This window comes from Frondihabitans sp. 762G35 (genome assembly GCF_002074055.1).
Classification (GTDB): domain Bacteria; phylum Actinomycetota; class Actinomycetes; order Actinomycetales; family Microbacteriaceae; genus Frondihabitans.
Map to the genome: position 1 here is coordinate 597,671 of NZ_CP014619.1, position 12,473 is coordinate 610,143.

Consider the following 12,473-nt stretch of genomic DNA (forward strand, 5'->3'; position numbering starts at 1 on the left):
CGCGCGTCGACTGCGGGAGTCACCCGCGGTCGGCGCGCGACAGGCGTTTCCGGACCCGGATCGCCAGACGCGTGAGCGGCGGCTTCGCCCGCTGGGCGCGCCGCAGGATCTCGGCCCGCTGCTCGGCCTCCCGCCGGAGCCGCTCCTCCTCCTGCGCGACCAGCCGCTCCCTCTCGGCGACGGGATCGGCGAGGACGCCGTCGTCGAGCATCCTGACGGCGATCCACGACGCCGTGAGGATCAGCACCTGGCAGACCAGGTTGAGGAAGATCAGGAGCCCCACGATCACGGCGAACGACGCCAGCAGCGGGTTGTTCGTACCGCGCCCGAGGAGGAGCCCGCCGAGAGCCTTCAGGACACCGAGGGCGAAGGCGCCCAGGAGGCTCCCCGATACCAGGCGCCGCCTCGGGATGTGCAGCCCCGCCAGCACCTTGAACAGCCCGATGAGCACGGCCGTGTCGAACGCGAACACGACGAGCAGACCGACGAGGCGCAGCAGGATTGAGGCGGCGAAGGTCGTGTCGCTGATCCGCAGGGCGTCGAGCAGGAAGCGCACCGACGACGTGCTGATCAGCGACAGGGCGCTCGAGAGCAGCACGGCGACGCCGAAGAGCAGCCCGAGACCCAGGTCTTTCGCCTTCAGCAGGTAGAAGTTCGTCGTCGGGGGAGCGACCGCGAAGATCTGGCGGACGGCGCCGCGCGCGGAGCCGAGGAAACCGACGGCCGTGAACACGAGCACCGCGAGCGACACGAGGCCGGTGAGACCGAAGATCCCGGCCTGCAGGAGCTGCGTCGTGTCGATCGCCCCCGACCCGCTCGACGTCTTGAGAAGCCCCGGGATCGACGTGTTGATCACGCTGAAGAGGGAGTCGCGGAGGGTGGGGCTGTTGGTCAGGGCGATCCCGGCGATGGCGAATCCCGACCAGAGCGCGGCGAAGAGGGCGAACAGCGCCTGGTAGGCGAGCCCCGCGGAGAGCAGCGGGCCGTTGAGGGAGCCGGAGTGCAGGGCGACCCGCACCGGCCGGAGCGCGAAGAACCAGGTGAAGAACCGGTCGACGGCGCCGCCCGGTCCGCTCCGCGCGGGAGTGTCGTCGGTCATGGCTCCAGGCTAGGACGTCTCGTCTGTGCGTGATTCGTATTGTGCCCAACCCGGTTGTGCGCAGTGTGTTAGGGTCGGAGCATGACAGCGGCAGGAGCGGACCTCACCTCGCTCGACGAGCAGATCTGCTTCGCCCTGTACAGCGCGTCCCGCGCCCTGACCGCTCGGTACCGCGACCTCCTCGCTCCGCTGGGGCTGACCTACCCGCAGTACCTCGTGCTGCTCATCCTCTGGAACGAGGGCGAGTCGAGCGTCGGCCACCTCGGCGAACGCCTGCACCTCGACTCCGGCACCCTCTCGCCGCTCCTGCGTCGCCTGGAGCAGGCCGGGCACGTCGTCCGGTCCCGCTCGACCGCCGACGAGCGGACCGTCCTCGTCGCGCTCACCCCGCAGGGTTCCGCGCTGCGCGCCGAAGCGGCCGGCATCCCCGAGCGCATCTGCGCCGCCACCGGGCTCGACCTGCAGGGTCTCTCGGCACTCCGCGAGCAGATCGACGCCCTCGCGGTCCACGCCCGCGCCACCGACTGATCCCGTCCCCCGTCCGGCGAGCATCCGCCCGCCGCCCACAGAAAGAGAGCATCATGCCCACTCGCACCGCACGCACCGCCTGGAACGGAAGCCTCGAGACCGGAGAGGGCCAGGTCGAGCTCTCGAGCTCGAAGATCGGCACCTACGACGTCTCGTTCCCGAAGCGCGCCGCCGACGACGCCAACGGGTTCACCAGCCCCGAGGAGCTCCTCGCCGCCGCCCACTCCGCCTGCTACGCCATGCAGTTCTCCGCCGTCCTCGGCGCAGCCGGCGGCACGGTCGAGGCACTCGACGTCAAGGCCGACGTCTCGCTCGGCCCGGACTCCGCGGGCGGGTTCAAGCTCACCGGCATCAAGCTCGTCGTCCGCGGCGAGGTCTCCGGCGTCGACAGCGAGGCGTTCCTCGCCGCCGCCACCGAGGCCAAGAACACCTGCCCGGTCAGCAAGGCCCTCACCGGTGTCGAGATCACGCTCGACGCCGCTCTCGAGAGCTGATCCGACCCCCTCTTCCGAGGAATTCCCCCTTTTTCCGTGACGATCCGGCTCCCCGCCCCGTCGTAGAGGTAGGCCCGATACCGGGCACCACCGATCGACCGGGGTGAACCGGATCGCAGACGAAAGGACACGCACCATGAGCGCAGCAGACAAGATCAAGGCCGCGGCCGAGGACCTCGCCGGCAAGGCCAAGGAGGCCGTGGGCAACGCCACCGACAACGACAAGCTCGTCGCCGAGGGCAAGGCCGACCAGGCGAAGGCCACCGGTGCCAAGAAGGTCGAAGACGTGAAAGACGTCTTCAAGAACTAGATCCCCCACCGGGATCGGGGGCGGTGCCGCGGGTTCTCCCGCGGTGCCGCCCCTTCTCTTTTCCGGTGAACCGATCGATTCACACCCGGAGTGGGGTGTTGTCTCCTAGACACCCCCGGGTGATAGTCGACGTAGTCCCCTCGAGAACCAGGAACCACCCGTGCAGTCTCTGCGACACATCCTCTCCCTCCCGTTCCTCCGCGGCAGGTACACCGCGGTCGGCGGGCGGCTGGGGATGCCCAGGCCCGACGACGCACCGACCTCTCACGCTCCCGGGATCGATCCCGACCGCGTGCTCGTCTTCGGCAACGGCGCCGCCGTCGGCTGGGGCGTCAGGAGCCACGACCTGGCTCTCCCCGGCCAGCTCGCCCGGCGCGTTGCCGCCACCACCGGTCGAGGCACCGACGTCGACCTCGTCGCGGACCCCCTGCTCACCATCCGCACCGCCGCCGAGGCCGTCCCCGTGGCGCGTCTCGCGGCCTACGACGCGGTCGTGGTCGTCATCGGGATGAGCGACGCCCTGCGTCTCACCTCCGAGCGGAAGTGGCGGGCCGGCATGTGGCAGCTGCTCGAGACGCTGACGACGAACGTCCACGACGGAGCGGGCATCCTGGTCGTCGGGGTGAGCACCCCGTCCGCCATCAAGGTCTTCAACATGAAGGAGGGGAGCGTGGTCGACGACCACGCCGCAGCCCTCAACGCGATCACGCGCGAGCTCTGCCGCACGCGCGACGGCGTCGAGTTCGTCGCGTCCCCGACCACGCCCTCGAGCCCGAATGCCGAGACGCGATCGACCCTCGCGCCCGAGCTCTTCAAGGTCTGGGGCACGGAGCTCGCGGCCGGACTCGCTCCCCTCCTCGACGCGCAGTTCCTCCGCGGGCGCGCGGCCTGCCCGAACCGCGACCGGGTCCAGACCGAGGAGGAGCGCCTCGAGGCGATCCGCGCCCTCGGGATCCTCGACAGCCCGCACGAGAAGCGCTTCGACGACATCGTGGAGCGGGCGCGCGTCCTGCTCGGCACCTCCGGGGCGGCGTTCTCCGTCGTCGACCGGGAGCGCATCTGGAACAAGGCGCTCGCCGGGTCCGCCGTCGTGGAGTCCCCGCTCCGCGGCGCGATGTGCGCGGAGACGATCAAGACCAACGCCCCCTTCGTGGTGTCCGACGTGTGGCACGACGACCGATTCGTGACCCACCCCTCCGTTCGCTTCTACGCGGGGCACCCCATCGAGACGGCGGAGGGCATCCGGATCGGGGCGCTCTGCGTGACCGACCCGGATCCGCGGGCCGCGGACAGCGTCGACCTGGTGCTCCTGCGCGAGCTCGCGCTCTCCGTGCAGAAGGAGCTCCGCAAAGCGGCGGCCCTCGCCTGACGAACCCGGGCGCGGGGCGATCAGGCCCGGCGACGCTCCGCCACGATCGACGCGAGGGTCTCGTCGAGATCCGGGTGCGAGAACTCGTAGCCGGCCCGGAGCAGTCGCTCGGGCACGACCCAGCGGCTCTTGAGGACGAGTTCGGTCTCGGTGCGGATCGCTGCCGAGCCGACCTCGAGCATCCAGCGCCAGGCGGGAAGGCCGAACCGCACGCCGAGCGCACTCCGGAGGGAGCGCATCATGGTCCGGTTGTCGCTCGGGTTCGGCGAGGAGAGGTTGACGACACCCTCGATCTCGGGGTGGTCGCGGAGGAACCGGATGCTGCCCGAGACGTCGTCGAGGTGGATCCAGCTGAAGCGCTGACGGCCGGAGCGCGCCCCGAACCGGTGGTAGGTCCCGGCTTCGAGTCGCGCCTTCGTGGCCGGCCAGCGTCCGTCGATCTGGGGCCCGCCGAGTCCCGCCCGGGCGAGGTTCATCAGCGGCACGAGCGCGCTGCCGTCGCCGAGGACGATCGCCATCCGGAGGGCCACGCGCCGCGTGTCGGGCAGGTCGGGGGCGAAGAACTCGTCCTCCCACGTGGTCGCGATCGAGACCGAGAACCCGGTGCCGATCTCGCCGGTCGACTCCGTCATCGGGCGGTCCTCGGCGTGGCGGTAGATCGTCGCCGTCGACGAGTTGAGCCAGAGCGGCGGGGGAGCGGCCGCCCGCTGGACGGCGGCCCCGAGCTCCCGGGTCGTCTCGATCCGGGACCGCAGGATCTCCTGGCGGTTCCCGGCCCCGTAGCGGCAGTTCACGCTCTTCCCCGCCAGGTTGACGACGAGGTCGGCGCCGTCCACGAGGCGCGTGATCGCGTCCGCGTCACCCCACCGGGCATCCGGCCCCGAACGCCCGATCAGGTGCACGTCGGCACCCTCGCGCCGGAACCCCTCGGCCAGGTGCTGCCCGATGAAGCCCGAGGCTCCGGCGAGGACGATCTTCTCCGTCATGACGGTGTTCCCTCGGTGTGAGCGGCCCCAAAGGGCTCGACGGCGTACTCGAAGTAGCCCGAGTACTGGTAGATCGTCCCGATGACGGGCAGGGTCAGCGTGACGGACACGTGCTGGCGGTCGCGCTCGTCGTCGAAGCGCTCGACGAGGGCGACACCCGGAGCGACGGCGGCCGGCACGCGCAGCGACCTGCCCCCGAGGCGGATCCGAAGCCCGCGACCCGTCAGGAGGAGCCGTCTGTCGCGGACCTCCGCCGCAAGCTCGGCGACGAGGAGTCGCCGCCCGCCGAGGTGGTCGACCAGCCCGCCGGGCTCGGCTGCGATGGCATCGACCATGCGGCGCTCGCCTCGCGGGAACGAGAAGGTCCGGACGGCGTCGACCGCGGGTCGCCCGGTCGCCGCGGGGCGGTTCTCGACGCGGAACGGGACACCGTGCTCCCAGGCCGGGAAGGCGATGCCGAGGCGGCCGAGGACGAAGAGGACCGGCCACAGCCAGAGGCGCGGCGTGCCGACGACGTCGAAGACACCCTCGCCGCGACCGACCGAGCCCTCGGGGATCGCCGCGAAGTAGGCGCGGAGACGCAGGTGGAGCCGGGTCAGGTCGTCGCCGAGGACGGTCTCGTAGGGCGACGGCGTCAGGAGCGCGGGGTCTTGTCGTCGACGATGGCGTCGACCGACACCTTGCGGACCGCGTCGATCCCGTTCTGCGCCGCACCCTTGGTGGTGTAGCTCTCGGACGTCGCGATGATCTCGCCGTTGCTCGCCACCAGGGAGAAGTGGAACGAACCGGACTCGGACTTGGTGAGGACGAACTTTCCAGCCATGGGAACCCCTGTCGCGTCGGTGTCGGCGGGCTCGTGACCCGCGTGGAGCACAGCATAGGGCCGACGGGTGCCGGCCGGACAGGTCAGTCGCCGAGCAGGACGGCCAGGGCGCTCTTCAGGGCCTCTCGGTCGCGGCGGAGTTTGGCGACCTCGGCCTCGAGCTCGGCCACGCGGGAGTCGCTCGCGGCGGCAGCGGCGGCCGGCGGGCGACCGGGGCCGCGACGGGGAGTCGTAGGAGCCGCGGGACTCGTCGGGGCGGCGACCGCCTCGGCTGCGGGGGCCGCGACCGCGGGAGCCGTCTCCTCGACGGGCTCGGGGGCCGCCTCCTCGGGCGCGTTCGCCTTCTCCATGACGCGGATCCAGCCTCGGAGCGACTGCTCGCCGACCTGGAACTCCTCCGCCGTCTCGCGGATGATGGCGCGGTTGCCGGGCTCGGCGGCGCGGCGCTCGACGATCCGGGCGAGAGAGGCTTCGCGGGTCTCGGGGGAGTACTTCTGTTCGAAAGGCATGGAGCCGTTCTCCTCGTCGTCGATGCGATCGTGTCGTTGTGTATGGGAACCGGATGTGCGTGGGGACTGGATCTGTGTCGGAACTGTCAGCATGGGCCGAAGCACCGCGATACGTGCCGTGCTATATGCGCATATTATGACACGAAGCGATATTGCAACAAGCGCGTGTCAACATGAGTCATCGTCATCAGGCGGGCCCGGAGAAAAACCGCCCGTCCTCCCGGCAATCTCCACCGGGACGCCTTAAGGTCGAAGGGTGTGGCGCGTGGACAGGCAGCAGGACGACGACGGTAACGACTCCGACGTCCCCTCCGGCGCGCCCGCGTCGACGACGCAGCCGCACACCCTCAGCCTGGGCGACCCGCGCCTGAGCGTCGGGAACGTCGCCGAGCCGGTCTGGGAGGCCTGGCGCACCCGCCTCGCCGCGACGGGCGGCGAGTCGACCCTCCTGCACTTCGCCGACGCCCCCCGCACCCGCATCGAGCTCTCGACGACGCACCCCGGCGGCCTCGCCCAGTTCATCACCGGCAAGACCACGCTCCTGTCGAGCCTGATCCGCGACGACCTCGCCCTCCGCACCGCGAGGCTCGCCGCGTCCGAGATCGCCGCGAAAGGTCTCGAGCTCTCGACCGTCCGCGGCATCGACGCCGTGCACCTCGCGATCGGGATCGCGCAGTGGTCCTTCGCGGGCGAGAGCCACCGGGCCCCGCTGCTCCTGCGCCCCCTCGCCATCCGCCGCTACGGGCGCGACTTCGAGGTCAAGCTCCTCGGGGCGCCCTACCTCAACCCGGAGCTCGCCGACGCCCTGCACGACCAGTTCGGCATCGCGCTCGACGCCTCGGCGTTCGTGGCCCTGGCCGACCGGGAGGGCTCGTTCACGCCCAACCCGGTGATCGACCGCCTGCGCGGCCTCACCGCCCACCTCGACGACTTCAGCGTGCACCCGCGCCTGGTCGTCTCGACGTTCGCCGCCGTCTCCGACGAGATGGTGCAGGATGCCCGGGAGCTCGGCCACCCCGTCCTCGACGCGCTCGCCGGCAACCCGTCGTCGCTGCAGCAGGTGACCTCGTCGTACCGGCCGGTGTCCGCCACCCCGCAGGACGAACGCAGCCCCGAGACCGACACGCTCCTGCTCGACGCCGATCCGGAGCAGGAGAACGTCGTCGCCCAGATCACCGCCGGCAACTCCGTCGTCGTGAAGACCCTGCCGGGAACGGGCGGGACGCAGACGATCGTCAACACGATCGGCACGCTCGTCGCGCAGAACAAGCGCGTGCTCGTCGTGAGCGCTCGCCGCGACACCCTCAACGCCATCTCGGCGCGCCTGGTCGAGATCGGGCTGCCCGGGGTCGCGGTCTCCCCATCGACCCTGCGCCGCGACGTCATCAAGGCGATCGGCCGCAACGAGAAGGCGAAGCAGCCCGGCATGGCCGAGGTCGACGACGCGCTCGTGCGGCTCCGGCGCGTGCTCGTCGACTACCGCGGCGCCCTCAGCCGCAAAGATCCCGCGCTCGGCGTCTCGGTGCTCGACTGCCTCACCGAGCTCTCGCGTCTCGCGCTCCTCCCCGCGGCTCCGGCGACGATCGCGCGCCTCAGCCGCCACAGCGTCGAGTCCATGGTCGAGGGCCGCGGCCGCGTCGCCGAGACCATGGTCAACGCCGCCAACCTCGGAGAGTTCCGCTACGGCCCGGGCGACTCGCCCTGGTACGGCGCGCGATTCGACGACGGCTCGGCCTCGGCCCTGAGCGCCGGTCAGGCGCACCAGCTCGCCAAGAACCTCCACCACCGCGACCTCCCGCACCTGCTCGAGCGCGCCGCCGAGGTCGTCGGTGCCACGCGCATGCGGCCGTTCGTCAACATCCGCGAGCTCGGCATCTACCTCCAGCTCCTCGCCGACGTCCGCGACACCCTCGACAAGTTCCAGCCCGTCGTCTTCGACCGCTCCGTCACCGAGCTGGTCGAGGCGACCTCCGGCCGGCGCGACAGCGGCATGTCGATGTCGAGCCGTCGCCGCCTGAAGAAGCTCGCCCGCGAGTACGTCCGGCCGGGGATGCACGTGCCCGACCTCCACGAGGCGCTCCAGCGGGTCCAGCAGCAGCGGATCCTCTGGCAGCGGTACGTCGCCGCGGGCACGCCGCCCGAGGTCCCCACGGGGATCACCGACGCCCTCACGCTCCACCGCCACGTCGCCGACGACCTCGCCCAGCTCGATCGGCCCCTCGGGCTCCAGGGCGACGACCTCCTCGAGGAGATCGGCGTCGACGAGCTGCGGCAGAAGCTCGAGGTGCTCGCCGCCGAGAGCGACGTCCTGCACAACCTCCAGGAGCGCACCGAGCTCATGACGACGCTCCGCGATCTGGAGCTCGCCCCGCTCATCACCGATCTCGCCAACCGCCACGTGCCCGAGGCGCAGGTCGCGGCCGAGCTCGAACTCGCCTGGTGGCGCTCGGCTCTCGAGTCGCTGCTCGAGTCCGACCGCGCGCTCCTGGGTGCGAACACCGCCATGCTCGACCGGCTCGAGGCCGACTTCCGCCTCGTCGACGAGGCGCACGCCGCGGGCAGCGCGCAGTCGCTCGCTTGGCAGCTCGCCGAGAATTGGAAGCTCGGTCTCGTCGACTGGCCCGAGGAGGCGTCGCAGCTCAAGCAGCTCCTGCGCCACGACCACGTGACCGGGCGGCTCCTGCAGGATGCCGCTCCGCACCTGTCGAGGTCGGTCGCCCCCGTCTGGATCGCCTCGCCATACGAGGTCCACCGCATCGCCGACACCGTGCCGTTCGACACGGTCGTCCTGGTCGACGCCGGAGCCACGACCCTGGCCGAGAACGTCGGCGCGATCCGCCGGGGCAAGCAGACCGTCGCCTTCGGCGACCCGGTCACCGAGACCCCGTCCGACTTCAGCATCGCCGTGGTGCCCACGGTCGACGAGACGCCGACCCGGGCGCGAGCCGTCCCGGGCGACGACTCCGACTTCGACCCCGTCGCCGTCGCGGAATCCCGCCTCGCCGAGCTGCACGAGGAGTCCGCGCTCGCGCGCCTCGCCACGGTCCTGCCGACGCTGTCGCTCACGCGTAGCTACCGCGCCGGCGGCGAAGACCTGGCGGAGCTCGTCAACCGCCGCTTCTACGGCGGACGCATCGAGTCGCTGCCCTGGGCGGGCAGCTTCCTCGGGCACGGCAGCATCGCGCTCGACTACGTCTCCGGCGGAACGGCCGTCCCCGACCCCGAGTCCGGCGCCGTCGAGAGCGTCGACGCCGAGGTCGACCGCGTCGTCGCCCTCGTCCTGGAGCACGCCCGCACGCGGCCCGCCGAATCGCTCATGGTGATCACGGCCAGCGCCAAGCACGCCATCCGGGTCCAGCAGGCGGTCCTCACCGCCGTCTCCGGCCACAAAGACCTGACGGAGTTCGTCGTCGGCGACCGTCGGGAGCCGTTCATGGTGGCGACCCTCGAGCAGAGCGTCGCGCAGAGTCGCGACCACGTGATCTTCTCCATCGGCTACGGCCGCACCCCGCACGGTCGCGTGCTGAGCGACTTCGGTCCGCTCGGACTCCCGGGCGGCGAGCGGCTCCTGGCCGTCGCGATGACGCGCGCCCGACGGAGCATGGTCATCGTCACCTGCTTCCAGCCGAGCGACATCGACGCCGACCGGATGGGCCACGGCACCGTCGCCCTCGCCGAGATCCTCGCCGAAGTCCAGGTGCGGACCACCGCCGAGCACGTCCCCGACGACAGCGACCCCATGCTCGTCGACCTCGCGCGGCGACTCGAGGCGCGCGGGATCCCCGTCGCGCTCGGCCACCGCGGCAAGCTCGGCCTCGTCTGCGCCAACGACGGCGTCTGCGTCACCATCGAGACCGACTCCACCCTGGTCGAGTCGAGCCTCCGCGAGTCGCTCCGCTCGCGGCCCGAGATCCTGCGGCGCCTCGGCTGGCACTACGTGCGCGTGCACGCCTTCCAGCTCTTCACCGACCCGGAGGCCGTCGCCCAGCGCATCGCCGACGTGCTCGGCATAGGGCACGGCGCCACGCAGCCGGTGCCCGTCGTGACGGCGGCCGACGCCCTCGCGGCGCGCCAGCACGTCAACACGCGCTAGGCGCCGCTCCGTGACGGACGGCCCGCAGGATGTCCGGGGCGACGACCCCGAGTTCGTCACGCCCCCCGAACCGCCCGCCCCCGTGGTCCGGCGCCGCGGGAGGCGCGTGACGACCGATCCGGTGCCCGGGACGGACCCGGCTCCTGCGCCCGTCGACCGGCGTCGCGACTCCTACGACAACGACGCCCGCCTGCGGGCGGACAAGCCGCCGCACTGGGGGTAGCTGCGCGAGGGCGTGGCTCCGCGTCCACGTGCGCCCTGGGCGCTGCGGGTGTGTGCTGCGTGCGGCGCCTGTGCGCGGCGTGCTGCGTGCACCTCCACAACACGCCGCTCATTTCTGAACGTGAGTGGCGTGTCGTGGAGTTTCGCGCGGGCGGGGCTTGCGTGCGCGACGTGACACTCCACGATGTGCGGGTTCCCGCGAAAGTGAGCAGCGTGTTGTGGAGTCTCGGCGCACGGGGTGGCCGCGGGCGACGGGAGACTCCACGATGTGCGGGTTTTTCCCAAAGTGAGCGGCGTGTTGTGGAGTCTCGCGGGGCGGGGCGGGGCGGAGCCGGCGCGGCGGGCGGAGCCGGAGCGGAGCGGGCCGAGCTGCGGGCTAGGCCGACGGCATGCCGGGGACGCCGGTGGTGCCCGTGGGCGTCGGAGCGTCGACGGGGGCGGCGTGCGAACCGTGCGTGTCGCCGAGCGACGAGTTCTGCGCGCGCAAAAGGTCGCGGATCTCGCTGAGGAGCTCGACGTCGGTGGGCGGCGTGTCCTGCGGAGCGCCCTCGGTCTCCTTCTGCTTGGCGAAGGCCGACTTGAGCAGGTGGTTGATCGGGAGCACGAGGCAGAAGTAGACGACCGCCGCGATGATCACGAAGTTGATGAGGGCACCGAGCACGGCTCCGAAGAGGAGCTTCGCGCTCCCGCCGGACACCGTGGGGATCGACACCACGAGCGCCTTGTCGAGCATCGACGCGTTGAACAGGGCCCCGATCAGCGGGTTGAAGATGTTGGTCACGAGCGACGTCACGATCGCGGTGAACGCGGCGCCGATGACGACCGCGACGGCCAGATCGATGACGTTGCCGCGCAGGATGAATTCTTTGAAGCCCTTCACGGGAGCCCCTCTTTCGGATGAGTGGTTCTGGGTGGACGGAGAACGAGTCGCCGTCGACCCTGATCCGAGCGTAGGGCTACCTGCGCTCGGGGAGCGTCATTTGGAGGGGGAGCCCGAGCCCGATGAGCCCGACTTCGCCGGGGAGGCGGCGGGTTTGGACGAGGAGCCCCCGGAGTTCGAGGAGCCGCCGGACGAGGATCCTGCGCCCCCGCCCGAAGCGGACGAGCCGGAGCCGGAGCCCGAAGCGCTGCCGGAGCCCGACGACTCGGATCCCGACGACCCGGATCCCGAACCAGACCCGGAGTCGGAGCCCGACCCGGAGCCCGACCCGGAGCCCGACTTCGCCGCGGCCCGCGAATCGGTGCGGTAGAAACCCGACCCGTTGAACGTCACGCCGACGGCGCTGAACACCTTGCGGAGCTTGCCGCCGCAGACGGGGCAGACGGTGAGGCTGTCGTCGGTGAACGCCTGCTGGATGTCGAAGGCGTTGTCGCACTCGGTGCAACGGTAGGAGTAAGTGGGCACGGAGACCTTCTAAGAAGACGCGGCAGGACGGGGCGGGTGCGCTAGGAGGTGAAGCGGTGGATTCCCGAGGGGGTCACGACCCCGTCGACGGGCTGGTCGTGCCGTTCGGTCGGCACCTCGTCGACGTACTCGGAATCGAACACCACAGCATAGACCGGGGGGCACTTCTCCATCGAACCCAGCGTCTTGTCGAAGTAGCCCTTGCCCCAGCCCATGCGCATCCCGGAGCGGCTGATCTGCGCCGCGGGCACCACGATGAGGTCGACGTCGTTGATGGCCATGGGGCTGAGGACCTCGCCGACGGGCTCCGGCAGACCGAACAGGCCCTCCGTCTCGGACTCCATGTCGGTCGACACGGCCCAGTCGAGGAGGCCGTCCGCGCGCGTGATGGGGAAGAGGATCCGGATGCCCCGCTCGTGCGCCCAGTTCAGGAACGGCCTGGTGTTCGGCTCGAACTCCGCCGAGAGGTAGGCCGACATCGACGTGATGTCGAGCCCGGAGACGAGCTCGACGAGGTGGTCGGTCAGCGACTCGGTGGCCTTCTCCACCTCGGATTCGGTCATCGTGCGCCGTCTCGAACGGAGTTCTCTGCGGAGGGCGCGCTTGCGATTTCCGACGTCGTCAGTCATGGGCGC

Annotated in this window: 14 protein-coding genes; 6 read left to right on the plus strand and 8 right to left on the minus strand. The window is 71.1% G+C overall.

Features of this window, described 5'->3' with window-relative positions:
• Window positions 1-19: 19 nt before the first annotated feature.
• A complete protein-coding gene (locus tag AS850_RS03080) occupies window positions 20-1,099 on the minus strand; it encodes a YihY/virulence factor BrkB family protein (protein WP_119867805.1) in 1,080 nt (359 codons plus the stop codon).
• A gap of 81 nt (window positions 1,100-1,180) precedes the next feature.
• Between AS850_RS03080 and AS850_RS03085 the strand changes: the two genes are divergently transcribed.
• From AS850_RS03085 to AS850_RS03100, 4 genes are all read left to right on the plus strand, one after another.
• Window positions 1,181-1,627 (plus strand): MarR family winged helix-turn-helix transcriptional regulator, encoded by a 447-nt coding sequence (locus AS850_RS03085; protein ID WP_119867806.1) that lies wholly within the window; start codon window positions 1,181-1,183, stop codon window positions 1,625-1,627.
• A gap of 53 nt (window positions 1,628-1,680) precedes the next feature.
• Entirely contained in the window at window positions 1,681-2,121 is a 441-nt protein-coding gene (locus tag AS850_RS03090; RefSeq protein WP_119867807.1) for an OsmC family peroxiredoxin, read from the plus strand.
• Between the two features lie 136 nt (window positions 2,122-2,257).
• Window positions 2,258-2,431: a CsbD family protein gene (locus AS850_RS03095; RefSeq protein ID WP_119867808.1), complete on the plus strand. Its 174-nt coding sequence runs from the start codon at window positions 2,258-2,260 to the stop codon at window positions 2,429-2,431.
• A 160-nt stretch (window positions 2,432-2,591) separates the two neighbouring features.
• Window positions 2,592-3,800, plus strand: coding sequence for a GAF domain-containing protein (locus AS850_RS03100; protein ID WP_119867809.1), 1,209 nt, complete (start codon window positions 2,592-2,594; stop codon window positions 3,798-3,800).
• A 20-nt stretch (window positions 3,801-3,820) separates the two neighbouring features.
• Here AS850_RS03100 and AS850_RS03105 read toward each other — a convergent pair whose 3' ends face one another.
• From AS850_RS03105 to AS850_RS03120, 4 genes are all read right to left on the minus strand, one after another.
• Window positions 3,821-4,786: an epimerase gene (locus AS850_RS03105; RefSeq protein WP_119867810.1), complete on the minus strand. Its 966-nt coding sequence runs from the start codon at window positions 4,784-4,786 to the stop codon at window positions 3,821-3,823.
• Window positions 4,783-5,424 carry a DUF4166 domain-containing protein gene (locus AS850_RS03110; protein WP_119867811.1) on the minus strand — a complete coding sequence of 214 codons (642 nt, stop codon included), beginning with the start codon at window positions 5,422-5,424 and terminating at the stop codon, window positions 4,783-4,785. Before AS850_RS03110 ends, AS850_RS03105 begins: the two co-directional genes overlap by 4 nt.
• On the minus strand, window positions 5,421-5,609 hold the full coding sequence (locus AS850_RS03115; RefSeq protein ID WP_119867812.1) for a YegP family protein: 189 nt from the start codon (window positions 5,607-5,609) through the stop codon (window positions 5,421-5,423). Before AS850_RS03115 ends, AS850_RS03110 begins: the two co-directional genes overlap by 4 nt.
• 83 nt (window positions 5,610-5,692) lie before the next feature.
• Window positions 5,693-6,118, minus strand: a complete 426-nt coding sequence (locus AS850_RS03120; RefSeq protein ID WP_119867813.1) for a hypothetical protein — start codon at window positions 6,116-6,118, stop codon at window positions 5,693-5,695.
• 256 nt (window positions 6,119-6,374) lie between these two features.
• On the opposite strand from AS850_RS03120, the gene AS850_RS03125 reads away from it, so the two are divergent.
• Together AS850_RS03125 and AS850_RS03130 are read left to right on the plus strand one after the other, a co-directional pair.
• Window positions 6,375-10,211: an ATP-binding protein gene (locus AS850_RS03125; protein WP_119867814.1), complete on the plus strand. Its 3,837-nt coding sequence runs from the start codon at window positions 6,375-6,377 to the stop codon at window positions 10,209-10,211.
• A gap of 10 nt (window positions 10,212-10,221) precedes the next feature.
• Window positions 10,222-10,434: a transcriptional regulator gene (locus AS850_RS03130; RefSeq protein WP_119867815.1), complete on the plus strand. Its 213-nt coding sequence runs from the start codon at window positions 10,222-10,224 to the stop codon at window positions 10,432-10,434.
• Between the two features lie 375 nt (window positions 10,435-10,809).
• Here AS850_RS03130 and mscL read toward each other — a convergent pair whose 3' ends face one another.
• From mscL to AS850_RS03145, 3 genes are all read right to left on the minus strand, one after another.
• Window positions 10,810-11,313: a large conductance mechanosensitive channel protein MscL gene (gene mscL / locus AS850_RS03135; protein ID WP_119867816.1), complete on the minus strand. Its 504-nt coding sequence runs from the start codon at window positions 11,311-11,313 to the stop codon at window positions 10,810-10,812.
• A gap of 96 nt (window positions 11,314-11,409) precedes the next feature.
• Window positions 11,410-11,838, minus strand: a complete 429-nt coding sequence (locus tag AS850_RS03140) for an FmdB family zinc ribbon protein (protein WP_119867817.1) — start codon at window positions 11,836-11,838, stop codon at window positions 11,410-11,412.
• A 41-nt stretch (window positions 11,839-11,879) separates the two neighbouring features.
• Window positions 11,880-12,467, minus strand: a complete 588-nt coding sequence (locus AS850_RS03145; RefSeq protein WP_119867818.1) for a 5-formyltetrahydrofolate cyclo-ligase — start codon at window positions 12,465-12,467, stop codon at window positions 11,880-11,882.
• Window positions 12,468-12,473 lie beyond the last annotated feature (6 nt).